Below are 25,980 nucleotides of genomic sequence, written 5' to 3'. Positions count from 1 at the left end.
GTGCTGTCAGTTTTATTGATAATCAGAAAATAGCCAGATGAAGATTTATAAGCAGAAAAGCCATTGACTCAAGGAGTTGTCACCGTATAATCTCTCCCCGCATCAGAGCATTACTGATGCAGCTCATCTCTCAAGATGCGCCCTTAGCTCAGCTGGATAGAGCAACGGCCTTCTAAGCCGTAGGTCACAGGTTCGAATCCTGTAGGGCGCGCCATCATCACTTCCGTTAACGTCTATTGAAGTCCACTAAACCCAGTAAATACAAGGCATTGCTACAGTTCCTATTCTTTCTACGTCCACTATAGTTTGTTGAAATCCATCCTATAATGGGGGTACATTTGGGGGTATGTTCAGGTTCAATGGAAAGTGATACCCCCATATGAAATTAAATGCCAGACAAGTAGAGTCAGCAAAGGCTAAAGCTACCGATTATAAATTAGCTGATGGTGGTGGTTTGTATTTACTAGTGAAGAAGAACGGAGCGCGTTATTGGCGTCTAAAATATCGGATTGCAGGTAAAGAGAAACTACTTGCTTTGGGGGTATACCCTAATTTGTCTTTAGCTAATGCCAGAGTCAAAAGAGATGAAGCTAAGCAACACTTGGCTAATGGCGTTGATCCCGCTGAAGTGAAGAAAACAGAACAGAAGGAGATAATCAGGAAAGCAACTAATACTTTTGAAGCTATAGCTAAAGAATGGCATTCCTATAAATTGCCGAATTGGTCTGTTGGCTATGCTGATGATTTGCTTGAATCCTTTAATAAAGACATATTTCCCTATATTGGCAAAAGAATAATAACGGATATTAAGCCACTGGATATGTTGGAAACTCTTCGCAAAATGGAACAGCGTGGCGTTCTGGACAAGCTCAAGAAGATTCGTCAAGCTTGTAGTCAGGTATTTAAATATGCGATTGTAACTGGTAGAGTTGAATATAATCCTGCTGCTGAGTTATCTGGAGCATTAGCATCACCGAAAGTTAAACACTTTCCACATCTTTTAGCCGATGAATTACCTTTTTTCCTGCAAACATTATCTCAATACAGGGGAAGTATCATTACTCAAATAGCAACAAAAATATTATTGTTAACCGGTGTTCGAACTATAGAACTCAGAGCTGCAAAGTGGGATGAACTAGATTTAGATAGAAAGATATGGGAAATTCCACTAGAACGTATGAAGATGCGCCGCCCGCATATCGTTCCACTGTCTGAGCAGGTTCTGTCTCTGTTTAAGACATTGGAAACTATCACTGGGCGTTTTGAGTTTATTTTTCATGGGCGTAATGATTCCAGTAAACCAATGAGTGAAGCAGCTATTAATCAAGTTATTAAACGTATCGGCTATGGTGGCAAAGCAACAGGCCACGGCTTTCGACATACCATGAGTACGATTCTGCATGAACAAGGTTATAACAGCGCTTGGATTGAAACGCAGTTAGCTCATGTTGATAAAAATAGTATCAGGGGTACGTATAATCATGCTCAATACTTGGATGGGCGTCGTGAAATGCTTCAATGGTATGCCGACTATATGGATAGTTTAGAATATGGTGAAAATGTAATTTATAGTACATTTGGTAAAAGAGCTTAATTATTATTTGCACAGATAGAGATAGAAAACTCCTATGATTGGTTAATTATTTGTAATAATATAAAAAGAAATTAATTGCTCCTTACACTTTTTCAGATAAAAACAGCAAATAGTTATATAAAAGGCCCACCTTAAATAGTGGGCAATAAGTATATTTATTTAATCATATTTTCTGAGTCATAACATTTTTATGATATGAATGCTTTAGTCCCGTTATTTTCATAACGGGAAGGCCAGATAATTTCAGGCGGAACTCCTAACGCATCAGAAATAATTCTTTCTCCTTTAGGCCAGTGGCGTGTCAGTGCATTTGCTAGTGTGGATGAAGCCAGTCCAACGCTCCTTGATAAAGCGGCTAATGTTATTCCTTTCTTTTTCAGTCCGGCAATAATATCGGCTGGATGCCAATCCTGTTGAATCATATTTTATATTTCCCTGAGTGGTGACATAAAATAATTATCCTTTCATGGACTCTATCTGTAAATAGTTAAAGTTAAAAAATACCATTGTTTTATTATTTCCCCCATTTAAATAAAACTCCCCCATTGATTACCCATTTTATTTTTCTTTAAATAAAGAGAAGATGATTTTCTAATTACAGAATAATGTGAATGCTCTATTGGATATTAATAAATAGGATGGTGTTAAACATACATTATGAATGAATTAAATAGCTCTATACCGACAGAAAGAAAATACCTACTCTTCCCCCATTTTGTCCCCCACGATATATGGATTTTTATTGCCCCCACATTGATATTATTAAAATCGCTTAAAGCCAGACAGAATAAGGGTTTCACGAGCTTCCCCCATTTAGGTGAGCTTAATAAGTGGTAAGTGGGGAGCATTGCTGGATTTTTGACAATATCCCCCACATTTACCATTTATTCCCCCATATTAGAATGGCGTTGATTAATGCGGATATCTTCACCCAACACGGTCAATAATCCATCATTTTCCAGTTTGTCCAGCCAGCGGCTGAATTTCTTTGATACATCAATGCCTTTCGCTCGTAAGTCATCCCGCACCTGTGATTTTGTGCAGGAATCGCTTTGGGCTGTTCGGTTACGAATAGATTCCCATAGTGCCAGATGATTGCCTGACAGACGCCGGACATGGGCCAGTGCCATATCACCGGCTGTGGCATCCTGCGGTTGTCTGGGCTGATCTGACAACACCAGAGAGGTAATCTCTTCACCGTCTTCATCAATACAAATGCTGACCGGATACAGGTCATAAGCGACTTGTGGCGGTTCATCAGCATCTTTCATTTTGGTACAGCTTAATATCAGCGCTTCTTTATCATTTTCACGGCGGATATTAAACTCCGCATCCAGTGCTGCCCGAAAGGCGCTGGAGCCTCTTGCGCCTTTATCTTGGTCTTTGCCGGAATGGTGCACAACAAGCACGGTGGCGTTTGTTTTGGCTTTGATATAGTCGCAACCCTGAATAAATGCGCCCATATCTTTAGCGGTGTTTTCGTCCGAGCCGCCAAAACAGCGGGCGAGGGTGTCCAGTACAATCAGACGGACAAGCAATCCGGTTTCCTGTTCGACATCTTTCGCTGCACAAATCACTTGCTCAGCACTTTCCTGACTAGCAGGAAACACCGGGCAGTCTATACGGTAAAGGGCATCTATCGGGCTGTTATCGTTCAGGCTGCTTTCCCATGCCCGGATACGACGCGGAACTCCCAGACCACCTTCACCGACCACATAAACCACCGCTCCCCGATTGACGCGTTTACCTGCCCATGCTCTACCCGTGGCGATATGACATGCCCAGGACACCGCCAAAAAAGATTTATAAGAACCACTGGGGCCGTAAATACTGGCTAAGGCGTTACTGGGCAAATGACCTTTGATCAGATAATCCTGATGAGTATCAAAGCCCTCAGAACCTCTGCGTAAAGGTAATGATGTGCTGTAGGTCGTGGGGAGACGAGTCACAGAAAGGGAACCGGTGATTTTACCGGTCTGGTGATAAAAGGCTGCTCGGGTTGCTTCATCACCATATTGCTTACGGTAATCATCCCAGTCAGCTTGATAGTCTGTTGGTGGCAGTGCAACCTTTCCCTGTATTGCATTCGCGGCCTGTTCTGCCTTAATTTTTCCTGTGTTTTTTTCATCTGCATCAACATCATTATCCCCTGCGATAATAAAAACACCTTGCGGATGTTGCGCTTTAAGCGCTTTTGCTACATTGAGCAGGTTATTAGCGGAAATGGCGGCATAGATTGTACTGTTTCGGCTAATAACGGCCAGTGATAAGCCAGTGGCATAACCTTCTGTGATGATAATGTCATCATAAGAATCGGGTTCATGGACAACAGCAAAAGCCCCTTTTAACTGACTGCCGGGTAATAATCGCTTGCTGCCGTCAGGGTGAATCAATTGGGCACCGCAATATCCTCCTGCAATATTAACTAGTGGTAACACCAGTGTATTTTCTGGAAAAATCACATTGCCTGTTTTTTGACAGTAAGCCGGTGGGAACAAAAAAACGCGTTCAGCTAAACTCTTGCGAATTAAATAAGGGCTCGCGCCCTTAATACACTGATTTAATAACGAATTGACCCGTTCAGCAATCGGCACTTGAATAACAGAGGCTTTTTTTCTGGCTGGCGCCGTTGACGGGAGTTCTGACAACTCAGATATCCACCTTGCCGCCTCAATTAATTGACAACCTTTAAATTTTGCCAATAAATCCAGTCCATCTCCATGACCGCATTTAGCCCGATTACAAATCCATGTACCATTACCGTTTTTATCATCAAATCGGAACCGGTCTTTCCCACCGCACATGGGACAAGGCCCATGACGATTATTGGCGGGCACAACAATGCCTGCCTGAGACAGGATCGCGGGCCAGCGGTGGCAGGATTGCCGGACAATATCAGAAATGAAGGAGGGCATGGCTTTCCTCCTCTGTGGTTTCTCCAACCAGCATTTTACTGAGCAGTTCAATACGTTCCCATAAAACGAAAGTCAGGATTTCCTTAAATGCGAGATTATTTTGCTCAATAATACTGTTGATAAGTGCCCGGCAATGGTCGAGTACTTCTTCTGAGTTTTCAGGGCGGTAATCATGCATAAAACACCCCTGCCAGAGAAAAAGCCTTAGAACAGGAGAATAGCTGACGTTGTAGATAAAATAGCCAGTCTTGGGGTGATAGGTAGAGGTTAAGAGGGGGTATAGCCATAAGGCAGCCTCCATTGTGTGCGAACTATCGCTACCACCAGAGACGCTAACCTCAAGGGTGGCAGCCCAGACAGGGTTAGCGTTACCGGACACAATGGAAACCGGCGCTTCTTTCGAAGCCCCTGCCTGAGCCACCATAGACAACAGGTGTACAAAAGCACCAGCATTGAATAGCCTAAAACAGGCGTGTAATGCTGCCATCATGTTAATCGGAACGCTAACTCCGGCTGCGGATTTTGCCGCAGCGCGTGAACTATACCTCAGTAATTTACTGATTATCAACTTATAATTAAGGTTAAAAGCCTCATTCAGACTCATCCCTGTGTTTCCTCGCGGTTGTTGATTTTATTGATAATCCATTCATCAATTTCTTTTTCTACCCATGCTACTGAGCGTGCTCCCAGACTGACAGATTTAGGGAATTCCCCTTGCTGCATCAAATGGTAAATCCATGATTTCTTTAAACCGACTTTTTTCATGACATCCGCCAGACGTATTAAGGTTGTCTCTGCCATTTCTCAATCCTCCTTTTGACTGTAAACTCGTTCAACATAACGCCCGCGACCATCACCGTGACCTAAATCCATTGAGACTAAAGCCCTGGCTTCCTGACGAGTAAAAGCGCTTTCTTGGTAAAACCTCAGCGCATCCTGTGCCCATGCGTAGCGCAAACTATGTGGGGCATAACAGCCGGTTAATCCCAGATGAGCGGTATGGGCACGCCAGTAGTTCATCGCTCGTTTGAGATCGGGTTTATCAATCAGCCTGCCGCCGCGCTGTTCTGCAATTTCAATGGCTTTATCAACCGCTTTTTTCACTGCGTCCACATTCAGTACACGAGTTTGTCTGGGGCGGCCGCCTTTAGTACCAAAAACTACATGGAGCTTAGGCTCTGGCTGATTAAGCTGTTTTTGCCAGCTTTTCAACGAAGCACAACACTGAACGGCTTCCTGAGAACGTAGCCCCATCAAACGGGTAAGCTGGAGGGTGATTGCCAGTCCGGCATCGTATTTTGCTGCTTTCTGATAAACTGCCTGAAAAAGTACATCAGGAATGGCTTGTTTTGTCCCTGCACGACTGGCACCACTCAGTCCCAATGCCTGATTATTCAATCGGGGAGAGGTACTTAACTTCGTCCGGTCTGCCAGAAGAAAGATATGACGGAGCGCCGACATTTCATTTTGCAGGGTGCGTTTAGCTATGCCCTGAGACAGTCGGGCATGGATATAACTTTCAATGTGTTTGGTCTTTAAATAGTTGAGGCTTTTCACCTGAATATTCAGTTTCAACAAAAACTCACCTAGCCGCCTCGCTATCCGAATGCGGTCATGACAGGTTTTATGACTGCCTCCAGCCTGCCGGGCAAAGGTCTGCATTTCCCTGACTAATCGACTCATATCACTCCTTATTTTTCACCTGATAACATTAAATCTCTGGCGCGCGACAGTTCTGACAAAACAGGGGTTATCTGCTTTGCCCTTGAACGATACCTGTGCGCCAGAGTGAACGCTGTTGAGGTATTGTGGGGTATCGGTTTGAGTACGCTGTACTGCCGCCTGCATAGGCAGGTTATCCCCTCTGGCAAAAGCCAGCCTCGGTATCGTCAAGCTCTCCTTTTTGATGGTGTTTTAATCTTAATTAGCAGTGACAGAAGCACTGATTTGTTGAGCAGGCATACGCCTGTAATGTGGATATTACCTTTATGCGGCGGCGTCACTTTCAGCGGTAAACCGGCGAAAAGTGACGCCTGAACATCGGAGTCAGTAAACAGAAGCAGGGCAGGTGCTTGCTGATGCCTGATGGCATAGCAAAGTGTTGCCCGTAGTAGTGTAAAACTGTCGCAATATGCTGATATTGAGAAATAGCCTACCTGACCGCCTGATAACTCAGGCAGCAGTTAGTTAAGGTGTGAGCCAAGCAAACCGAGTACTTTAGCTTACGTAAATGAAATGAGGCTAAACTCGTGGCTTAATCTCATTAGAGCGAAAGGCAGCTAAAGCTGTCCTGTCTGACGCTTGGATATAAGAAGAACTCGCTTCCTCCGGGATAGAAGACCCGTGAGTGAGTTAAATGTATAAATGCACCTTCATCGCTTTCATTTCGCGATCCCCACTCTCAAAGGATAAGCGGGGTTATCAGCCTCATGCTATCTGACGGCCTTCTCTTTTCAGATCAGGGAGAATTTTAGGTATGGTCGCTCGAAAGCGCTTCTTCACAGACCTTTTAGAAGCATTGAGTGCTGTCAATGGCAGCAATAGTGGATCACTCGAAAGCGTTTCCTCACAGATCCCTCGGAAACATTGGCGGCTGTCGATGACAGCAATATAAGTGTAACAAGGTTAGCGCAGGATGTAACACGTAGCAATAGGGAACAGATAATTTAATCAGTTAGTTAGACTATTGATTAGATACGCTGACGAAATCAGCTTATTGATGACTATAACATGGGCATTTTCTAGCTGACGCGCTACGCTTGTCCTCTCTTAGTTGACTTGTTAAAAAATTTAACAAGTCAACTAAGAGAATTAGAAAAAACCATAGATCTATTTTGTATCCCAAATGTAATAAAGCCATGTAACTTAGAAGGACTATGGCTAAAAATCACACTTGATAACCAAAAGTGTTAATTTTTATTTAAAACTCAATTTCTTACATGAAAGACAATAATGATTTTTTAATTGGGGGTACATTTGGGGGTATGTATATTTATTGAATAAAACATATATTTTTATAATCAACATGATATGTTTTTATATCGAATCCTGTAGGGCGCAAATCCCATAAAACCCCAGTAAATACGCAAAGTTAAGCTCTCCTTTGCTTATACTTACCGGAATACCATCGAATTGAGAGAATCAGAATGGACTGAATTCGATTTTGATAAAGATATCTGGCAAATACCCGCTGAACGAATGAAAATGCGTCACCCTCACATCGTCCCGCTATCAAATCAGGTTAAAGCCATTCTTATCAAGCTGCACAAGATTACAGGGAGCAGGAAATACGTTTTCCCCGGTCATAACGATGCGGGTAAGCCAATGAGTGAAGCTGCTATTAATCAGGTTATTAAGCGTATTGGCTATGATGATTCGTAGTAACCTGAATATTGGTACTGCTATCGAATGGCTGCCAAAACTGACAAGGGATAACCTGCCAGAAAAGTAATTTTTTCTTAATGTAGGCATTTTTCAGCTCTCCGATTTACCGGATTAATTTATTAGCCCGGTAAATCGAGAAGACAAGCGCAGCGCATCAGGTTGGAAGCAGCCCAAAATGACCCAGAGATGACGACTAAACTTGTCGCGATTCAAAATGATTAGAACGTCTTTACTCGTTATAATACTGGGATGATTATGGGCCGATGGCCATTCAAAAACGTATTAAAAGTGGAGTTTCACAATGACAAGTACCCAACAACGCGCCGAACTACAGCGTCAAATCTGGCAAATTGCTAACGATGTGAGAGGTTCGGTGGATGGCTGGGATTTCAAACAGTACGTACTAGGTACGCTGTTTTATCGCTTTATAAGTGAAAACTTTGCAAACTACATTGAAGGCGGTGATGAGAGCATTAACTATGCCGAGCTTTCAGACAATGTTATCACTGACGATATTAAAGATGATGCCATTAAAACCAAAGGCTATTTCATTTACCCAAGCCAACTGTTTGTTAATATTGCCGAAAATGCTAATAAAAATGATAACTTAAACAAAGACTTAAATAGCATTTTCGTCGCTATTGAAAGCTCAGCCAACGGCTACCCATCTGAAGCCGAGATTAAGGGTCTTTTTGCCGATTTTGACACCACCAGTAACCGTTTAGGTAATACCGTTAAAGATAAAAACACCCGCTTAGCCGCAGTCTTGAAAGGCGTGGCAGGGCTTAAATTTGGTCACTTTGAAAGTAACAAAATAGACTTGTTTGGTGATGCTTATGAGTTTTTAATCTCTAACTATGCCGCCAATGCAGGTAAATCAGGCGGTGAATTTTTTACACCACAACACGTTTCCAGGCTAATCGCTCAGCTCGCCATGCACGGGCAAACCAGCGTGAATAAAATCTATGATCCCGCCGCAGGTTCGGGCTCTCTGCTATTACAAGCCAAAAAACACTTCGATGCCCACATTATTGAAGACGGTTTCTTTGGTCAGGAGATTAACCATACCACCTATAATCTTGCGCGTATGAATATGTTTTTGCACAACATTAACTACGACAAGTTTAATATCATGTTGGGCAATACTTTAACCGAACCGCATTTTGGTGATGACAAACCGTTCGATGCCATCGTCTCTAATCCACCGTATTCGGTGAAATGGATTGGCAGTGATGATCCAACGCTAATCAACGATGACCGCTTTGCTCCCGCTGGCGTATTAGCGCCGAAGTCCAAAGCCGACTTTGCCTTTGTTCTGCACGCATTGAGTTACTTATCCAGCAAAGGTCGCGCGGCAATTGTTTGCTTCCCGGGTATTTTTTACCGTGGTGGAGCTGAGCAGAAAATCCGCAAATATCTGGTAGATAACAACTATGTTGAAACCGTGATCTCATTAGCGCCTAACCTATTTTTTGGCACGACCATTGCTGTCAACATTCTGGTGCTGTCTAAACACAAAACCGACACCACTACTCAGTTTATTGATGCAAGCACTCTGTTTAAAAAAGAAACCAATAACAACATACTTACCGATGATCATATCGAACAAATTATGCAGATGTTTGATAGCAAAGCTGACATTGAACATTTAGCAAAATCAGTCAGTTTTGAAGCCATCGCCGCTAACGATTACAACCTGTCGGTGAGTAGCTATGTCGAAGCTAGAGACAACCGCGAAGTAATTGATATTACAAAACTCAATGCCGAATTAAAGACCACCGTTAAAAAAATTGACCAGCTTCGGATGGATATTGATGCCATTGTTGCTGAAATTGAAGGCACGGAGAATAAAGCATGAGCAATATGAGTTTTATGGAGAAATTGCTTGAAGGTGTTGAGGTGGAGTGGAAGACTTTGGGGGAAGTTGGGGAGTTTATACGTGGCAATGGAATGCAAAAAAAGGATTTCATTGAAACGGGATTCCCTGCTATTCATTATGGACAAATCTATACCAGATACGGCCTATCAGCTGACAAAACTTTTACTTATATTTCTGAAGATTTAGCTAATAAGTTGAGAAAAGCTAACAAGAATGATCTTTTGCTTGCGACAACTTCAGAAAATGATGAAGATGTTGTGAAACCGCTGGCATGGCTGGGTGGTGAAGCTGTTATTTCTGGCGATATGATGTTGTTCAGGCATGACCAAAACGTTAAGTATCTAGCCTATTATTTTCAAACAGAAGCATTTCAAACGCAGAAAAGAAAGTATATTAACGGAGCAAAGGTTCGTAGGGTCTCAAAGGACGATCTAGCTAAAATTGTTGTTCCTATTCCTAAAAAACTCGATATCCAAACCGAAATCGTCCGCATTTTAGACGCCTTTACCGAGCTTACCGCTAAGCTTACCGCTAAGCTTACCGCTGAGCTTACCGCACGTAAAAAACAATACAGCTACTATCGCGACCAATTGTTAAGTTTTGGAAAAGGTGAGGTGGAGTGGAAGGCTTTGGGGGAAGTTGGTGAATTTATCCGTGGCAATGGAATGCAAAAAAAAGATTTCATTGAAAAGGGATTTCCAGCTATACATTATGGGCAAATCTACACCAGATATGGTCTATCATCTGATATAACTTTCACTTATGTATCTGAAAATTTAGCTAAAAAACTGAGAAAAGCTAATGAGAATGACCTTTTGCTTGCGACAACTTCCGAAAATGATGAGGATGTTGTGAAACCGCTGGCATGGCTGGGTGGTCAAGTTGCTATTTCTGGCGATATGATATTGTTCAGGAACGAACAAAACGTTAAATATTTAGCCTACTATTTTCAAACGGAAGCTTTTCAGGCGCAGAAAAGAAAGTATATTACCGGAACAAAGGTTCGTAGGGTCTCAAAGAGTGATCTAGAAAAAATTCTTGTTCCTATTCCATCACTAGCCGAGCAAGCTCGTATCGTCTCTACCTTAGATAAATTCGACGCTCTAACTAACTCCATTAGCGAAGGTTTGCCTCGTGAAATTGAATTACGTCAAAAGCAATATGAATATTATCGCGATCTGCTGTTGAATTTCCCTAAGCCAGAGGTAGAGGCATGATATGAACAAAACGCTAACGGGAATAGCCCAGCAGCTAAAAGATGCCAACAAGAAAGTACAACTGATCTATGCCTTTAATGGTACGGGTAAAACCCGGCTTTCGCGGGAATTTAAACAACTAATTGCGCCAAAAATTGATAATGATGAAAGTAGCAACAATGAAGGACTATCATTGACGCGTATTAATTTTTTGTATTACAACGCCTTTACCGAAGACTTGTTTTACTGGGATAACGACTTATCTGAGAATACCGAGCCTAAACTCAAAATCCAGCCGAATTCATTTACAGACTGGGTGCTGAAAGACCAAGGGCAAGATCGGAATATCATTGCTAACTTTCAACGCTATACGGATGAAAAATTAACTCCACATTTTAGCGAAAATAGTTCGGAGGTCACATTTTCTTTCGAACGTGGTAATGAAGCACCAACTGAAAATGTCAAAATATCAAAAGGCGAAGAAAGCAACTTTATCTGGAGTATGTTTTACACACTGATTGAGCAAGTAATAAGCGTGCTGAATGTTGCTGAACCCGGTGAGCGAGAAACAGATCAGTTTAATCAATTGCAATACGTTTTTATTGATGATCCTGTGAGCTCGTTAGATGAAAACCATTTGATTGAGTTGGCAGTACATCTTGCTCAACTTATTAAATCTAACGAGTCTAACGTTAAATTCATCATCACGACGCATAACCCTCTTTTCTATAACGTGCTACACAATGAGCTAAACAGTGATGATAAAAGCTATAAAAAGAAATGGTTTGAGAAATACAGGCTGACAAAGCATGAAGATGGCACATATCAGCTAGCAATCCAACCGAATGATTCACCATTTTCATATCATCTTTATCTGAAGTCAGAACTCGAAAAAGCCATTGAAAACGGTCAATTGAGCAAGTATCACTTCAACTTTCTAAGAAATATATTAGAAAAAACCTCTACTTTTCTTGGCTATAAAAAGTGGGGTGATTTATTGCCAAAAACCGATGATGGCAGACCTAACCCTTATGAAGCCAGGATTATTAATATCTCTAGTCATTCAAAACATGCAGGTGAAGAAGTCGCTGAGCTTACGGAAGATGACAAGCGTGTTTTGCGCTATCTGGTTAATGAAATTAACACTATGTACCGCTTCCAACAGGCAGAAAATTAGAGTGAATCGAATTTATAGGTGAAGTATGTACGAATACAAAACTGTTGCTGAATCAAATAACTTTATCGTACTGGATAAATACACTAAGGAATTGCAGCTAAATGAAACCTACCAAAGCGAAGGTGATTTAGAACGGGAATTAATCGACGATTTAGTCAACCAAGGTTATGAATATGTTTCTGGCTTAAACACGCCCCAAAACATGCTGGCCAATGTGCGTGAGCAACTGCAGATACTGAATAATGTTAATTTTTCAGAAAGTGAGTGGCAACGCTTTGTTGAGCAATACTTAGATAAGCCCAGCGATAACAACATAGATAAAACTCGTAAAATTCATAACGATTATATCCACGACTTTGTTTTTGATGATGGACATATCGAGAACATCTATCTCGTGGATAAGAAAAACATTGCCCGTAATAAAGTACAAATCATTAAGCAATTCAAGCAAACAGGGGCGCAAGCGAATCGATACGATGTAACCATTTTGGTTAATGGCCTGCCATTGGTACAAGTTGAGCTTAAAAAGCGCGGAGTTGCTATTCGTGAAGCCTTTAACCAAGTGCATCGTTATAGTAAAGAAAGCTTTAATACAGAAAACTCGCTGTTTAAATACTTACAGCTTTTTGTGATTTCAAACGGTACAGACACGCGCTATTTTGCCAATACTACCAAGCGTGATAAAAACAGTTTTGACTTCACCATGAATTGGGCCAAATCTGATAATACGCTGATTAAAGACTTAAAAGATTTTACAGCCACATTTTTTCAGAAAAATACCTTGCTGAATGTGTTAATTCATTATTCTGTATTTGATGTTAGCAATACTTTATTAGTGATGCGCCCCTATCAAATAGCGGCTACTGAACGTATTTTGTGGAAAATTAAAAGTGCATATCAGGCTAAAAATTGGAGTAATACTGAAAGTGGTGGCTACATTTGGCATACCACGGGGTCAGGCAAAACCTTAACTAGTTTCAAAGCGGCGCGTTTGGCTACTGAGTTGGATTTTATCGATAAGGTGTTTTTTGTGGTCGATCGTAAAGATCTGGATTACCAGACCATGAAAGAATATCAACGTTTTTCGCCTGACAGCGTTAATGGTTCGGAAAGTACCGCAGGGCTAAAACGGAATATTGAAAAAGATGACAATAAAATTATTGTTACTACCATTCAAAAATTTAATAACTTAATAAAAAGTGAAAGCGATTTACCAATATACAATAAGCAAGTAGTGTTTATTTTTGATGAGGCACACCGCAGCCAGTTTGGTGAAGCACAAAAAAACCTAAAGAAGAAATTTAAAAAGTATTATCAATTTGGTTTTACGGGCACGCCAATTTTCCCGCAAAATGCTTTAGGAGCAGACACCACCAGTAGTGTATTTGGCCGAGAATTACATTCGTATGTGATTACCGATGCCATTCGTGATGAAAAAGTATTGAAGTTTAAAGTTGATTATAACGATGTAAGACCACAGTTTAAGTCCATTGAAACCGAACAAGACGAGAAAAAGTTAACAGCGGCAGAAAACAAGCAAGCTTTTTTACATCCCGTTCGTATTCGTGCAATTTCCCAGTATATTTTAAATAACTTCAGGCAAAAAACACATCGTCTCCAAGCAGGCGGCAAAGGCTTTAATGCCATGTTTGCTGTCAGTAGCGTGGATGCCGCCAAAGCTTATTATGAAGCGTTCAAGCATTTACAAAAAGAGACTGAAGAAAATAAAGCAAATAAAAAACCGCTTAATGTTGCCACTATCTTCTCTTTCGCCGCTAATGAAGAGCAAGATGCTATTGGTGAGCTTATTGATGAAAGTTTTGAGCTCACCGCAATGGACAGCAGTGCCAAAGAATTTTTAAGCGCAGCCATTGATGATTATAATGCAGCGTTCAAAATGAATTTTGGTGTAGATAGTAAAGGTTTCCAAAACTACTATAAAGACCTCGCTAAGCGAGTGAAAAATCAAGAAGTAGATTTACTGATTGTTGTTGGCATGTTCTTAACAGGATTTGATGCGCCGACATTGAATACTTTATTTGTCGATAAAAATCTGCGTTACCACGGCCTAATGCAAGCTTTTTCACGTACTAACCGTATTTATGACGCCACGAAGACCTTTGGCAATATCGTCACCTTCCGTGATTTAGAACAGACTACGGTTGAGGCTATCACTTTATTTGGTGATAAAAACACCAAAAACATAGTGCTGGAAAAAAGCTATAAAGAATACATGGAAGGCTTTACCGATTTAATCACCGGCGAAGCACGTCGCGGATTTTTAGAGGTAGTGACAGAGCTACAAAGACGCTTTCCTAACCCTGATGATATTGTTAAAGAACAAGATAAAAAGGACTTTGCCAAACTATTTGGTGAATATTTACGTACGGAGAATGTACTGCAAAACTATGATGAATTTGCAGGATTAAAGGCTCTACAACATGTAGATATTAGTAATCCGGAGGCTGTTGAGGCATTTAAGGCTAAATACTACCTGAGTGATGAAGATATCGCCGCGATGCAAGCGATTGAGATGCCAACTGAGCGTACTATTCAAGATTATCGCTCAACCTATAATGATACGCGTGATTGGTTACGCCGTGAAAAGTCGTCTAACGAGAAAGATAAATCTACTATTGACTGGGATGATGTCGTCTTTGAAGTGGACTTGCTCAAATCGCAGGAAATTAATTTAGATTACATTCTTGAGTTGATTTTTGAAAACAATAAAAAGAATAAAAATAAGGCAGAATTAATTGATGAAGTTCGCCGTTTAATTCGTTCCAGCCTTGGCAATCGAGCAAAAGAAAGTTTAATTGTTGATTTCATTAATCAAACTAACTTGGACGAAATTATCGACAAGGCCAGTATTATTGATGAATTTTTCAAATTTGCTCAAGCTGAACAAAAACGTGAAGCAGAAGAGTTAATTAGCTCGGAGAAATTAAATGAAGATGCGGCTAAGCGCTATATTACAGCATCATTAAAACGAGAATATGCAAGTGAAAACGGCACAGAGCTCAATTCCACTCTACCTAAGTTAAGTCCACTTAACCCGGAATACAGAACGAAAAAACAGGCTGTTTTCCAGAAAATTGCTGCATTTGTTGAGAAGTTTAAAGGTGTAGGTGGGCAAATATAGGTGTGAGCTAATATACAACAGTCGATCTACTACTAGCTATTATAAGCCACTTACCAACCATCTAAACACCTTGGCGTTTAGATGGTTAATACGCTATTTTTCCCTCTTCCATTTGTATCATTATCTCACCTTTCCTCGGCTCACAAATTGATGCGTCTTAATAGTTTTAGACACCACAACAGACTGTAATTATTGTGAATTTTTATGAAGCTATTTTTACCATCAAACAAAAGCTGGCCCCGACAAATCTAATCGATAACGTATTAACCTGTTACTACAAAGATCCCATCGCTTGCAATGGTGGTTCAGGCAGGAAAGGCTTAGCCTTGCCGGTCATAATTACCCTGTCCACGAACACTGTCTGAATCGCCACCATCAATATTAATTAATGGAAAGGATAACAGGAATAAATAATGTTAGAAATGGCTGGCATCAAGCGAATATAATTGCTGTATTACGTAAGCGTGGAACAATCTTAGCGGCTGTTTCTCGTGAAGCGGGAGTCAGTTCATCTACATTAGCCAATACGCCCAGTCGGCCTTGGCCTAAAGGTGAATGGATAATTGCGAATTATCTCGGAATCCATCCCTCAGAAATCTGGCCGAGTCGGTATTTTGATATGTACGGTCAGCTTATTGAGCGAAAGGCTAGAAAAGAATTTGACTAACAATAGCCTGAATTAAAAAGATATTTTCTTGTGGGGGTACTAAGCCCCCACCAATTGATAGTTAGAATATTTCTTTTAGTTAAGAGAAGTTAAGTCGCCTTGTTTTAATAAATCTAGACTTACATCTCCATGTATGAATAAATCAAAAGCTAAAAATAACTTTCTTAAGTTTGATTTTAAATGATCATCCTTTCCACTTCTTTTAAATAATGGAAAGGCTTCTTCTTGGATATATTTCCTTAATTCATTTTTACTTATTGATTTTATGTTCTTTATTATAACCAATAATTCTTTGTTTTTTAATAAGTTCTCGGCTTTGATATCTTCAATTGATCTAAACCCAATACTTGAGTATTTTTTATCCAGATTAACAGATTTAACTAAGTTATCTATTTTTCCATGCATATTTATTCTTGTTTCTATTTTTTTCATTTCTTTTTTTGATATTTTTATATTATGGAAATCACAAGATTTTATTAACTTTGAGAAAGGAGTTCTGGCATGAGGAGGACAATCGATAAGAAATTCAATAGCTGATTTATTTGGTATTTCACTTTTATCAAAGATATAATCCTCTAAATATTCCATTTCTTTTACTCTAATATAAACAAGTTGTTTATCACCTAAGGCAACAACTAAATTTTTACCAGAATTGGCATGTTTCTCTAATTCATCCAAATCAGAAGGTGTGACTAATATACTACCTAGATTTCCTTTTTCCCCCTCTTCTAGTATAAGTTGCTTTATTACCCTTTGATATCTAAGAATATCATATGGCGGCAACCCTTCATCTATATTACTTATTTCATCATATATCTTTTTATAATTATCTGTTTCTATAGATGTATACGTTATTTGTGATTTATCATCTGTTCTATGTGTTTTTATAATATCCATTTCATCTTTTTTAAACTCAATAAAAATAATTCTTTCAGCAGATTTTCTTTTGTCTTCTTTCGGAAGTTGTGAAGAAAAATCAGTCAGTAGTTTTTTTACATTTCTATCTGTTAATGAATATCCAATAAAAATTATCGAGCTTTTTATCATGCTTGACAATATTTTTGCGCTAATCAGTATAGATTTATCATCATATCTTTCATAATCATAACTATTAATTACTATTGAATTAGGTAATTCTATATCTCCGTGTATTTTATATAACTCACTCCATCCAATAGTATCATCAAAAAAACCTTCATTGCCAATATACATTTTAGGTTCAACATTTTGTTCTGACAAAAGTGTTTCAATAAATGAATCATAATTTGTTGTAATAATCATTTTTGCATTTTTTAAAAACTTCTTAAATGATTCAAGTTCATCTTTTTTAATATTTTGTCTTAATTTATCTTGCTTGAATCTTTGACATAAAGAATATTTAAATGGTGATATATCCTCGTCAAAAACTCTTTTTGATGTTAATCCTTCTAATGATATTTTCCCTGAATTAAATAATTCCTTGAATTTTTTTTCAATGTAAGTTGCTGCGTCCGAATATACTTTATGATTTAAATCAGAGTCATTTTGTTCTTCTTTATATTTATCCTTTATTTCCGATAAGTAATTATAAAAACCTTGACCATTGTTATCAATTTTATTCCAGTATTCTTCCAGCAACTCAGGCCATGTTGGAGAATTTTCCAAGTATCTTTTAGACATTCCAGATCCAATAAATACTATTGGATAATTTTTAAAGTTAAAAATAGAGTCAGACATTTTAAGCCCTTTTCATAAAGATCAGCCGACCACTGGTATACTGCATATAGTAAAACATATTAAATCACTTTTTCTAATATTTTGATCAGAGCTTACTTAATTTGTGAGATATGTTGGCGATTAAAAAATAAACCAATGTTATAATAATGATGATTATTAATTTATGAAATAAATTCCTGTTACATAGTAACAATTTGTTATTTTAAGGTGCAATATATTGACTCAGAGAAAGTAATACCATAATGATACTATCAGCACAAAGTTTGACAACCTCTTTTATATGGCAGACACATATATGAGTTTATCCAAGGATAACCAAAACTCTAATAAAGAGTGGGTAATGAACTACTCTGAATAAGAAAGAATCAAATGCAAGATATAGTTCAATGATTATTTTTATGCAATATTACTGTAGCTTACCTTTCTCATCGATTTAAATAATAAGAAAGCCCCCATTCTTTATATTGCTGATTAATTTCTTTCACTGACATGAGTTTTATCTTGGGGATTGACAAGCTTTCGTAGATTTCAATATGACGTTTTCTGCTTTTGGGTACGGCGAAAATAATGTGATGTATCATCTCCCATTTTATGCGTTCTTTAGCTCCGAAAAGACCACCATGTCGGTAACTTTGGAGTAAAGTCCTGTTCATATATCGAGACAAACTCATACGATTTGGATTGATATTACAGTGGTATGGAGTTATTCAGATGGGATGGAAAAGGGCGGGAGAGATAATGTGAGAGATTTGGAGAAAAGCGCATGATATAACCATCTAAACATCAAAATACCTAGACGGTTAATACCTGCAACACAAATCGACTTTATCTATGTCTTAAACACCTGAGTCTGATGCCATTCAATAAATCTATCTGCCGGATAGTACTGACGATTACGCGGAAGATAAAGGCTTTCGCCATCTCTGGCCCAGAACAATTGCTCAACAACCGGACTACGATTGACCCCATCAGAAATTTTAATCTTCAGATTCTCGTCTACGCCGATTGCACCTCTATCAAAAGCGGAATGATGAAGTGTGCAAAGTGCCAAACCGTTCTCCACAAGGCAAGGGCCACCAAACTGTTTCCATTTGATGTGGGCGGCTTCCAGACCGACCAGAGAGCCATCCAGACGTAAATCATAGCCACAAACGGCGCAGCGGTAGTGATAAGCGCGTAAAACCACATCACGAAAACGTGGATCACGGCTATTTAACCTCTTGTTAATATCAAAACCTAGTCGCTCAACCAGACTTACCTGAACGCTTTCAGGGAAATGTTCATTGAGGATCTGTTGTGCCAGTTCATCAACAAGCGCAGGCTGACGGCGCAGTAACTGGAAACTGTCTGAATCAAAACCTCCGGCAACCTGATACTCAATCAGCTCTCGTTTTGGCGGTTCCTTGCTTCCCCGACGTGGTGTGCAATGTTCTGCATTTTTCAGTTCCCAAAAGCCATCTCTCCGTAAACGCCAGAAAGGCATTGAAGGATAGTGTTCTTTGCGGCTGGGGCCAAAATCAGTGAGTAATTGTAATAGTGGTTGATGGATTTCATCACCGTATTTAAACAATTGCCCATGACCTTTTTTGTACTCAGACAACACATACAATAGCAGTAATGGCTTATGTGGTGCGCGTTGATCGCCTTTACGCCAGACGGTGAGTTTTGATATCGCTGTTTGCAGTGCTGCGAGTGAAGTCATAACTATTAGCTAAACTGGTGAATGAACTGCGATCATGCTCGCAAAAGTGAATAAGTTCAATACTTAGTTGATGCTGAGTATTCATACTGCCAACAAACCCGGTTATATTAAACTAGGTTTGTCAGCAGTCTGGGATATCTAACATTAAAGTTAGATATCCTTTGCTCTTACTCAGAAAAATCCTAGAGTAGATTATATTACAAACTCCAAGAGCGAGGTATCAAGCCATCTCCTTCATCCTTCCAGCACGCGGCTTCACATGTATTTTTTACTTGCCCCCATATTGATTCATCAGCATGCTCAAGCACTATTACTTGAAAAAAATAGTTATTTTCTTCAATTGCGACTGCCAACATTTCAAAAATTCTCCGTGTAGCGACAACATCATTTTGTCTGGTTATCTGGAGACTTTCATCTTCTGCCATTACATCTAATATATTATCTCCGGAAGCAGCACTAGGGAAATAAACTTGACTAGGCTGATCAATCACTAAAAAGCTAAACGGAGGAAGACGAGTACGATCTTTATGAGATAGAAATTCATGCAAAGCTAAAAAGACAGATAAATGATATCCCATCCAATTAGCTCCACTGCCGACTTCCCATAAAAATTCATTTCTTCTATCATTATCTACATTAAAACATAATGTTAACTCATTTTTGTCAAGTTTAATATTGCCTCGACGTTCAAGCCTAAAATTATCAGCATACTTTTCTATAAGTGAATTTATCTCTTGGTAAACAATATATTCTGTTCTGCTTTTATTAGACTGAAAAAAGAATTTCTCTATTTCATTGAATTGATCATCTAATTCTTTTATTTTCTCACTTATATCATCAGTGTTATTTACTTTTTTAAGTGATGATAATGTTTCTTGGATACGCCCAATTAAAACATATACTTTATTCATGGAATTGTTGGTAGATTTATCTATTTTTTCTAGATTAAATTTTTCCTTGCGGATTTTTTGAAGTTTATCTTGCTGAATTCGTAATTCTTTTTTTAATTTATCAATTTCTTTATCTGCTATGGGGTTTTCAAAAAGAACCTCGGAGATAGAGTTAATCCGGGAAATTTGTTTTTCAAGATTATCAACAACTGTTGATAATATATTTGTTTTTGATCCACATGCGATACATTCACCTCCTGGAGACAAATTATTCTTAAGCCAGTCAAATCCAACAATATGCTCTTTTTCTTTCTGTATTGCCTGTGTAAAATCTTGACCTCTGGAAAATAGTTGCTCATAGTTTCTGATTTGGATCCGTAATGTATCAATATGCTGTTGGATCTCCTCTCCTTGAGCAACAAGTGCTTTTAAACGCCTATTGGTATACTCATAATTAGGAGTACCCAATAGATCACCGATACGCCCTTCAGTATATATATCATTAATGTAATTTAATGATTTTACTTTAGCATCAGTATCCTGATTTTCTGTTTCTGATAATAACCCCAATTCCACACATGCCTTCCATAGGCGATCAACATCAAAAGCCCAACTTGACAACGCTTTTTTGTTTACCTCTTGCTGTTTATATAGTGAATCTCGCTGCTTCTGTATATCTATACGCTCTTTCTCTCTAATCATATATTGACGATCAATAATGCCTAATGCAAACGGCATTACCCTTTTTAGTCTTTCTTTATTCTGGTAAGAGTCGGCTTTAAAAAATAGAGTATATGGATTAGCCACAATATGTTGTGGCAAGTAATTAAAAGCAGCCATATCTCTGTAGGAAGCTCTTCCATCAAATCCAGTTTTTTCGTTATTTTCAGACAGAGGGAGATCAGTCAGATTAACAAGTTGATTAAATTTATTTTTAAAAACAGCATCTGAATGAGTTGAAGTAAGAGTCAAAGGAAGTTCTTCAGGATAAGGGGAAAGATGGTACTCATTGCTAACCGATCTTTTACTGGGTGTTTTCCTTGCTATAAGATATTTATACCCTCGAATATTAGCTTTAATCGCAAACCACATAACAGACTCTCGAATAATACCTACAGGAATAGCACACTTGCTTGCTCCAAGACAATAATCAATTATTGATATAATTGATGATTTTCCTGTGCCGCTAATCCCATGAACTATATTTATTTTATCGCTTTTAAAGGGGATTACCCGAAGATTATTATTGGGATTAACAGGCCAAAGTATTAATGCATCAATAGTGAATTTCATAATTAGTTACCCAGAAGAAGACGATAAATGGAAGGTGTATCTACACAAGAAAACCAGTTTGCCAATCGTGTTATGATTTGAACCATTTCTTTAGGAAGCAACTTATTTATTCCTCCCGGCCATTTTGAGAAGTTTGTTGCAAACCGCGTTTCACCGTGTTCAATCAATCGCATTAGCAAACCAGAGGAAACAGCTAAATTCAGCCCCTGAATGGAGGCTCCTGCATATTCTGAAACACGTTGCGCTAAGTTAGATTTAATCAAAAGTGATTCCTGTACTACGGCAATTAGAGGTGTTGTTCTTTTCTTTTTTTTGATTGATTCCCGACTGACTTTATGCCATACAATAGGAAGTACAAGTAATAGTTTCATTAAATCAGGATGATCATCATTCACAGAACAGCTCTCATATTGTTCTACAAAATAGACAAGCAGAAAACAGGCGAGTGAACTGTTATTAATTATATTGCTATCTTTATAAATCATAATTATTTCTCCTTAATCTTCAGGAAATCATTATGCCAGTGTATAAATGTTTCCTTTGAAGGGGAATTGGCTAAATCGTGGTAATTTCCTGTCGTAAAATAAAGGTTCTCAGTTCGTTGACCAGCCAGTGAAGCCGTATAATTGGGATCCGTTGTATCAGTATAAATTTTCTTCAACATATTCAATTTTTGGCTATTTCCTTCTGATTCCAGTCCAAGTTCAATGCAATCTTTAATTTGTAACCAACGATTATAAAGTACATCATCACGGGCTCGCCATGCTGAAAGAGGAATTTCACCTGCCTGTTGTAATCTGACCCTTTCAGCATAAAATGCCCAATAGTGCTCTAATGCTCGATTACACATCGTTGTACTTATATCAATATGTTGAAGTTGTTTGATAAATAAATGCTCTGCATTATCTTGCTTAAGATAATTTTTGAAAGCGGTTTGGAAAAAAGGTTGCTCAGTAAAGTTTTTACGTTTAATTAGACTTATTTCAGAATTCAAGAGATTAGCAAAAGGTTCTTTAGTCAGCTCGACAGGTTGTTTAACTTTCCAAGCAGTATTACATTTGTCGATCATAAATCCAAACAACGTCTGATAGATATTATCTCCATGTTCCTTTACTTCAGATGGTAAATGTAGTAACTGAATTGTAGCTTCCTTTGGGGAAATACCAGAAGCCGTTCCATGACTATCAAGAAGTTCTATATTTTTAATCAGGAATATTAACTCTTCATCAGAATAAGTTAACACTTCCTCTGCAATAGATTTAACTTTCCCCGTAATTTTTTTCGCCTGTTCTTTTAACATTGCTAAAGCAGTATTAATCTGCTCTTCACTTTTCGCTTCAGAAAGAAATACTACAAGATTTTTTTTATCAATAATTCGGTTCGTGACTAAACAATAGGTAACTTCGTCATATCTTTCACGGGTTACTTTCATAGCATCCAGCCAGATATGCAAGGTATGCCACAAATTCTTGCTACTGTCCTGATAAGGCTGAGCTCTGGTATCTAAACTATGTTTATCCTGTTCGAAAGTAATGCTTGGTAATCCACTAGCTAATATAGCCTCCTCTACCACATCATCTACTGTTTCTATCCCAAATACAACAGAATTATGTTCACTTGAGAATATGCGATATAAGGCACGCTCGAACTGATACAGGAAACCGATAAGTTTTGAACTAGCATCTTGGGTAATCATTAGCTTATTTCACATTCTGTACAAAAGCCATTGAAAAACTACTTACTTAACTTATGTGGATGGACAAAAACTAAACCTCACCACAATCAGAAAGATATTCAAACTCAGATTAATACAACATGCAATACATTATTGTTAATATGTTTCCTAGGTTGGTCATAGATATCTCCTGCAGTAGACTTTAGCATCCACTACTACTGGTACATATAACCAACTTATCACCGATTTTGGCTCTGTCAGGTCTGATATTATCTTCTTACAGACATACTCATCAACGTAGGTAGTAATGTTATAACTTTAATGTCAATGGCAGCACTCGAACCAGAAGTAATTTCTGAGGCATCTCCCATCACGTAAACTTGGAGGAGTGGGAATAACGTAGATAACCGAAGTAAATTCTGCCTTTATATTTCATAATATACCCAATGGATTTCAAAATGCATCGCGGCGGCAAGGGGGTGAATCCTCGGGAGCATAGATAACTATGTGACCGGAGTAAGTGAGTACAGCCAACAAAGAGGCAACTTGAAAGATGACGGGTATATCTTCAGTTATGTGGTAATGACCATTAGTGTCAATAGCCATAAATGATTTCAGTATTCTGTGATTGTTCTCCGACTCTGCCAGCTTCCAGTACCAGTGATGAGCTGGCACAACAATATGTGCCAATATGTTAGCGAAAATAAGCATGGGTCCTAATACTACAGCCGTACTTACTTCTCTCAATAGAAAAGACACTCATAGAAAAGCTTAATTCATGCGGTTTCTCAGAGTTGTGAGTATCAAGGGAAATGCAACTTTCTGGTATCTACGGCTGTAGTACTAGAATCCAATTTAGTTATATGGATAGCGACGGTGAAAAATATTTAAGTAATAAAGGTAATGATATTAATCTTGGCGCAACAAAAACTACTGACCCAGGCGATCTTGGTGTTCCTGATGGAGCGATGATTTTTATGCATGTGTCTGTAGTATGGGGAAATGATAATGAAGCTCGTCAAACTTTTTTATACAAAAAAGGAAGTCAATCGACTGCGAGTTATGTTATCAGTGGTACAACATTAAATAATGATCTCGGCTTGATCGATGTTGCGTAATACATATAGGCCCTCTATTTATGAGGGCTTGTTCAGTGAATAACTTCCAAGAACTTCATTGCTTAGCCGATACTTTGCCAACCCGTAGGAATATGTTGGATATTATGGAACTCGCAATGGCTGGTGCAAAGTTAGGTTATTTCTCCACAACCCGCCTTTTCCTGAAAGGACATCTGTGACCATGACAAATCATAGTTTCCCAATTATCTCTAGTACGCTATTTTAAAAACATGTATTAATGTTAAAATTTTTGTACCATTTCTACAGAGGCGAAATCATATTCTTAACAAACTATTACAAAAATATCTTCGCTGATAACCCGATTGACTTTATTAATCTATACCCTATGGATTTCAAGTTGCATCGCGACGGCAAGGGAGCGAATCCCCGGGAGCATAGGTAACTATGTGACCGGGGTGAGTGAGTGCAGCCAACAAAGAGGCAGCTTGAAAGATGACGGGTATATATTCGCAAACGCGTAGCACTGTCTATTCAGAAGGAGAGCTTATGAAATCAAGAGCTGCTGTTGCATTCGGACCGGGCCGTCCCCTTGAAGTCGTTGAAATCGATGTAGCCCCGCCCCAAGCCGGTGAAGTGCTGGTCAAAATCAGTCATACCGGTGTGTGTCATACGGATGCCTTCACCCTGTCAGGGGATGATCCAGAGGGCGGTTTTCCTGTCATACTCGGGCATGAAGGCGCTGGCGTAGTCGTTGAGGTTGGTGAAGGCGTCACTAGCGTCAAACCCGGTGACCACGTTATCCCTCTTTATACCGCAGAATGCGGAGAGTGCTTGTTCTGCAAATCAGGAAAAACCAATCTGTGTGTGGCCGTACGGGCAACTCAAGGAAAAGGTGTAATGCCGGACGGCACAACCCGTTTTTCCTACAAAGGGCAGCCTATTTATCATTATATGGGATGCTCCACATTCAGCGAATATACAGTCGTAGCCGAAGTATCACTGGCAAAAATCAACCCGGAAGCAAATCATGAAGAAGTGTGCCTGCTAGGCTGCGGTGTCACTACCGGCATCGGTGCAGTGCATAATACCGCTAAAGTACAGTCCGGTGATTCCGTTGCCGTCTTTGGGCTCGGCGGCATTGGCCTTGCCGTTATCCAGGGCGCTCGTCAGGCAAAAGCAGGCAAGATCATTGCCATCGATACAAATCCGGCAAAATTTGAGCTGGCAAGGCAGTTCGGTGCAACCGACTGCCTGAACCCAAATGATTATGACAAACCTATTCAGCAAGTCATTATCGAGATGACGGAATGGGGAGTGGATCATACCTTCGAATGTATTGGTAATGTCAATGTGATGCGTGCTGCGCTCGAAAGCACACACCGTGGCTGGGGGCAATCAGTGATTATTGGTGTGGCCGGTGCAGGACAGGAAATATCAACCCGACCATTCCAACTGGTTACCGGTCGTTCGTGGCGAGGCACTGCCTTTGGTGGTGTTAAAGGCCGCAGTCAGTTGCCTAAAATGGTGGAAGAGGCAATGAAAGGTGAAATTGAGTTAAAACCTTTTGTTACTCACACCTTGCCGCTCGAACGCATTAATGAAGCATTCGATCTAATGCATGCGGGAAAATCCATTCGCACAGTCATCCATTACTAAGCTGTTTTACGGGAG

At 39.4% G+C, this 25,980-nt stretch carries 21 protein-coding genes, 1 tRNA gene and 2 pseudogenes; 12 read left to right on the top strand and 12 right to left on the bottom strand.

The features are described 5' to 3' along the window. The first annotated feature begins 137 nt into the window (after positions 1-137). A tRNA-Arg gene (locus tag AACQ38_RS10230) sits at positions 138-214 on the top strand. A 165-nt stretch (positions 215-379) separates the two neighbouring features. Then, positions 380-1,594, top strand: coding sequence for a tyrosine-type recombinase/integrase (locus AACQ38_RS10225; protein ID WP_165578054.1), 1,215 nt, complete (start codon positions 380-382; stop codon positions 1,592-1,594). Positions 1,595-1,782: 188 nt separating this feature from the next. On the opposite strand, the gene AACQ38_RS10220 is transcribed toward AACQ38_RS10225, so the two are convergent. The 7 genes and pseudogenes from AACQ38_RS10220 to AACQ38_RS10190 all read right to left on the bottom strand — a co-directional run bounded on the left by AACQ38_RS10220 (position 1,783) and on the right by AACQ38_RS10190 (position 6,402). Next, on the bottom strand, positions 1,783-2,016 hold the full coding sequence (locus AACQ38_RS10220; RefSeq protein WP_165578053.1) for a helix-turn-helix domain-containing protein: 234 nt from the start codon (positions 2,014-2,016) through the stop codon (positions 1,783-1,785). 462 nt (positions 2,017-2,478) lie between these two features. Then, the gene (locus AACQ38_RS10215) at positions 2,479-3,561 is read right to left on the bottom strand and encodes a helicase RepA family protein (RefSeq protein WP_339367039.1); all 1,083 of its coding nucleotides are present in this window, start codon (positions 3,559-3,561) and stop codon (positions 2,479-2,481) included. Positions 3,562-3,612: 51 nt separating this feature from the next. Continuing rightward, positions 3,613-4,509 (bottom strand): annotated as a pseudogene (locus tag AACQ38_RS10210) (primase-helicase zinc-binding domain-containing protein); the annotation flags it as partial. After that, positions 4,490-5,113: an ash family protein gene (locus AACQ38_RS10205; RefSeq protein ID WP_113024704.1), complete on the bottom strand. Its 624-nt coding sequence runs from the start codon at positions 5,111-5,113 to the stop codon at positions 4,490-4,492. The pseudogene AACQ38_RS10210 and the gene AACQ38_RS10205, both read right to left, overlap by 20 nt. Then, positions 5,110-5,310, bottom strand: a complete 201-nt coding sequence (locus AACQ38_RS10200; protein ID WP_036773792.1) for a helix-turn-helix transcriptional regulator — start codon at positions 5,308-5,310, stop codon at positions 5,110-5,112. The genes AACQ38_RS10205 and AACQ38_RS10200 overlap by 4 nt, the downstream gene beginning before the upstream one ends. A gap of 3 nt (positions 5,311-5,313) precedes the next feature. Next, positions 5,314-6,192, bottom strand: coding sequence for an integrase domain-containing protein (locus AACQ38_RS10195; RefSeq protein ID WP_165578051.1), 879 nt, complete (start codon positions 6,190-6,192; stop codon positions 5,314-5,316). Positions 6,193-6,207: 15 nt separating this feature from the next. Then, positions 6,208-6,402, bottom strand: coding sequence for a hypothetical protein (locus AACQ38_RS10190; protein ID WP_165578050.1), 195 nt, complete (start codon positions 6,400-6,402; stop codon positions 6,208-6,210). Between the two features lie 1,230 nt (positions 6,403-7,632). Between AACQ38_RS10190 and AACQ38_RS10185 the strand changes: the two are divergent. From AACQ38_RS10185 to AACQ38_RS10160, 6 genes and pseudogenes are all read left to right on the top strand, one after another. Then, positions 7,633-7,881: pseudogene (locus AACQ38_RS10185) on the top strand (tyrosine-type recombinase/integrase); the annotation flags it as partial. Positions 7,882-8,194: 313 nt separating this feature from the next. Then, positions 8,195-9,751, top strand: coding sequence for a type I restriction-modification system subunit M (locus AACQ38_RS10180; RefSeq protein ID WP_165578049.1), 1,557 nt, complete (start codon positions 8,195-8,197; stop codon positions 9,749-9,751). Then, positions 9,748-10,989: a restriction endonuclease subunit S gene (locus tag AACQ38_RS10175; RefSeq protein WP_207631832.1), complete on the top strand. Its 1,242-nt coding sequence runs from the start codon at positions 9,748-9,750 to the stop codon at positions 10,987-10,989. The genes AACQ38_RS10180 and AACQ38_RS10175 overlap by 4 nt, the downstream gene beginning before the upstream one ends. Before the next feature lies 1 nt (position 10,990). After that, the gene (locus AACQ38_RS10170) at positions 10,991-12,145 is read left to right on the top strand and encodes an AAA family ATPase (RefSeq protein ID WP_165578048.1); all 1,155 of its coding nucleotides are present in this window, start codon (positions 10,991-10,993) and stop codon (positions 12,143-12,145) included. Positions 12,146-12,170: 25 nt separating this feature from the next. Further along, a complete protein-coding gene (locus tag AACQ38_RS10165) occupies positions 12,171-15,287 on the top strand; it encodes a type I restriction endonuclease subunit R (protein WP_165578047.1) in 3,117 nt (1,038 codons plus the stop codon). A gap of 388 nt (positions 15,288-15,675) precedes the next feature. Next, on the top strand, positions 15,676-15,954 hold the full coding sequence (locus tag AACQ38_RS10160) for a helix-turn-helix domain-containing protein (RefSeq protein WP_207631831.1): 279 nt from the start codon (positions 15,676-15,678) through the stop codon (positions 15,952-15,954). A gap of 75 nt (positions 15,955-16,029) precedes the next feature. Here AACQ38_RS10160 and AACQ38_RS10155 read toward each other — a convergent pair whose 3' ends face one another. From AACQ38_RS10155 to AACQ38_RS10135, 5 genes are all read right to left on the bottom strand, one after another. Next, entirely contained in the window at positions 16,030-17,670 is a 1,641-nt protein-coding gene (locus tag AACQ38_RS10155; protein ID WP_165578046.1) for an SIR2 family NAD-dependent protein deacylase, read from the bottom strand. 829 nt (positions 17,671-18,499) lie between these two features. After that, complete coding sequence (locus AACQ38_RS10150; RefSeq protein ID WP_165578045.1) at positions 18,500-19,372, bottom strand: phosphorothioated DNA-binding restriction endonuclease; 873 nt, start codon at positions 19,370-19,372, stop codon at positions 18,500-18,502. 197 nt (positions 19,373-19,569) lie between these two features. Continuing rightward, positions 19,570-21,555: a DUF3732 domain-containing protein gene (locus AACQ38_RS10145; RefSeq protein ID WP_165578044.1), complete on the bottom strand. Its 1,986-nt coding sequence runs from the start codon at positions 21,553-21,555 to the stop codon at positions 19,570-19,572. Positions 21,556-21,557: 2 nt separating this feature from the next. Then, positions 21,558-22,040, bottom strand: coding sequence for a three component ABC system middle component (locus AACQ38_RS10140; RefSeq protein ID WP_165578043.1), 483 nt, complete (start codon positions 22,038-22,040; stop codon positions 21,558-21,560). Between the two features lie 2 nt (positions 22,041-22,042). Next, complete coding sequence (locus AACQ38_RS10135) at positions 22,043-23,251, bottom strand: ABC-three component system protein (RefSeq protein ID WP_011148421.1); 1,209 nt, start codon at positions 23,249-23,251, stop codon at positions 22,043-22,045. A gap of 842 nt (positions 23,252-24,093) precedes the next feature. Here AACQ38_RS10135 and AACQ38_RS10130 point away from each other — a divergent pair. The 4 genes from AACQ38_RS10130 to AACQ38_RS10115 all read left to right on the top strand — a co-directional run bounded on the left by AACQ38_RS10130 (position 24,094) and on the right by AACQ38_RS10115 (position 25,965). Then, the gene (locus AACQ38_RS10130; RefSeq protein ID WP_242685556.1) at positions 24,094-24,348 is read left to right on the top strand and encodes a hypothetical protein; all 255 of its coding nucleotides are present in this window, start codon (positions 24,094-24,096) and stop codon (positions 24,346-24,348) included. 35 nt (positions 24,349-24,383) lie between these two features. After that, a complete protein-coding gene (locus AACQ38_RS10125; protein WP_165578041.1) occupies positions 24,384-24,527 on the top strand; it encodes a hypothetical protein in 144 nt (47 codons plus the stop codon). A gap of 144 nt (positions 24,528-24,671) precedes the next feature. Beyond that, positions 24,672-24,830: a hypothetical protein gene (locus AACQ38_RS10120; RefSeq protein WP_165578040.1), complete on the top strand. Its 159-nt coding sequence runs from the start codon at positions 24,672-24,674 to the stop codon at positions 24,828-24,830. 25 nt (positions 24,831-24,855) lie between these two features. Then, positions 24,856-25,965 carry an S-(hydroxymethyl)glutathione dehydrogenase/class III alcohol dehydrogenase gene (locus tag AACQ38_RS10115; protein WP_165578039.1) on the top strand — a complete coding sequence of 370 codons (1,110 nt, stop codon included), beginning with the start codon at positions 24,856-24,858 and terminating at the stop codon, positions 25,963-25,965. Positions 25,966-25,980 lie beyond the last annotated feature (15 nt).

Source organism: Photorhabdus sp. RW14-46, assembly GCF_963887965.1.
Classification (GTDB): Bacteria; Pseudomonadota; Gammaproteobacteria; order Enterobacterales; family Enterobacteriaceae; genus Photorhabdus; species Photorhabdus laumondii.
Note: the sequence above shows the minus strand (reverse complement) of the source record. Positions and strands in the feature narration are given on the sequence as shown.

What these genes read in the sequence shown, in the direction of transcription:
- AACQ38_RS10200 (WP_036773792.1), bottom strand. Translation starts at nt 5,310, where the DNA reads ATGGCAGAGACAACCTTAATACGTCTGGCGGATGTCATGAAAAAAGTC.
- AACQ38_RS10160 (WP_207631831.1), top strand. Translation starts at nt 15,676, where the DNA reads ATGGAAAGGATAACAGGAATAAATAATGTTAGAAATGGCTGGCATCAA.
- AACQ38_RS10165 (WP_165578047.1), top strand. Translation starts at nt 12,171, where the DNA reads ATGTACGAATACAAAACTGTTGCTGAATCAAATAACTTTATCGTACTG.
- AACQ38_RS10220 (WP_165578053.1), bottom strand. Translation starts at nt 2,016, where the DNA reads ATGATTCAACAGGATTGGCATCCAGCCGATATTATTGCCGGACTGAAA.
- AACQ38_RS10135 (WP_011148421.1), bottom strand. Translation starts at nt 23,251, where the DNA reads ATGATTACCCAAGATGCTAGTTCAAAACTTATCGGTTTCCTGTATCAG.
- AACQ38_RS10150 (WP_165578045.1), bottom strand. Translation starts at nt 19,372, where the DNA reads ATGACTTCACTCGCAGCACTGCAAACAGCGATATCAAAACTCACCGTC.
- AACQ38_RS10180 (WP_165578049.1), top strand. Translation starts at nt 8,195, where the DNA reads ATGACAAGTACCCAACAACGCGCCGAACTACAGCGTCAAATCTGGCAA.
- AACQ38_RS10145 (WP_165578044.1), bottom strand. Translation starts at nt 21,555, where the DNA reads ATGAAATTCACTATTGATGCATTAATACTTTGGCCTGTTAATCCCAAT.
- AACQ38_RS10130 (WP_242685556.1), top strand. Translation starts at nt 24,094, where the DNA reads ATGGATAGCGACGGTGAAAAATATTTAAGTAATAAAGGTAATGATATT.
- AACQ38_RS10115 (WP_165578039.1), top strand. Translation starts at nt 24,856, where the DNA reads ATGAAATCAAGAGCTGCTGTTGCATTCGGACCGGGCCGTCCCCTTGAA.
- AACQ38_RS10175 (WP_207631832.1), top strand. Translation starts at nt 9,748, where the DNA reads ATGAGCAATATGAGTTTTATGGAGAAATTGCTTGAAGGTGTTGAGGTG.
- AACQ38_RS10225 (WP_165578054.1), top strand. Translation starts at nt 380, where the DNA reads ATGAAATTAAATGCCAGACAAGTAGAGTCAGCAAAGGCTAAAGCTACC.
- AACQ38_RS10195 (WP_165578051.1), bottom strand. Translation starts at nt 6,192, where the DNA reads ATGAGTCGATTAGTCAGGGAAATGCAGACCTTTGCCCGGCAGGCTGGA.
- AACQ38_RS10170 (WP_165578048.1), top strand. Translation starts at nt 10,991, where the DNA reads ATGAACAAAACGCTAACGGGAATAGCCCAGCAGCTAAAAGATGCCAAC.
- AACQ38_RS10155 (WP_165578046.1), bottom strand. Translation starts at nt 17,670, where the DNA reads ATGTCTGACTCTATTTTTAACTTTAAAAATTATCCAATAGTATTTATT.
- AACQ38_RS10140 (WP_165578043.1), bottom strand. Translation starts at nt 22,040, where the DNA reads ATGATTTATAAAGATAGCAATATAATTAATAACAGTTCACTCGCCTGT.
- AACQ38_RS10205 (WP_113024704.1), bottom strand. Translation starts at nt 5,113, where the DNA reads ATGAGTCTGAATGAGGCTTTTAACCTTAATTATAAGTTGATAATCAGT.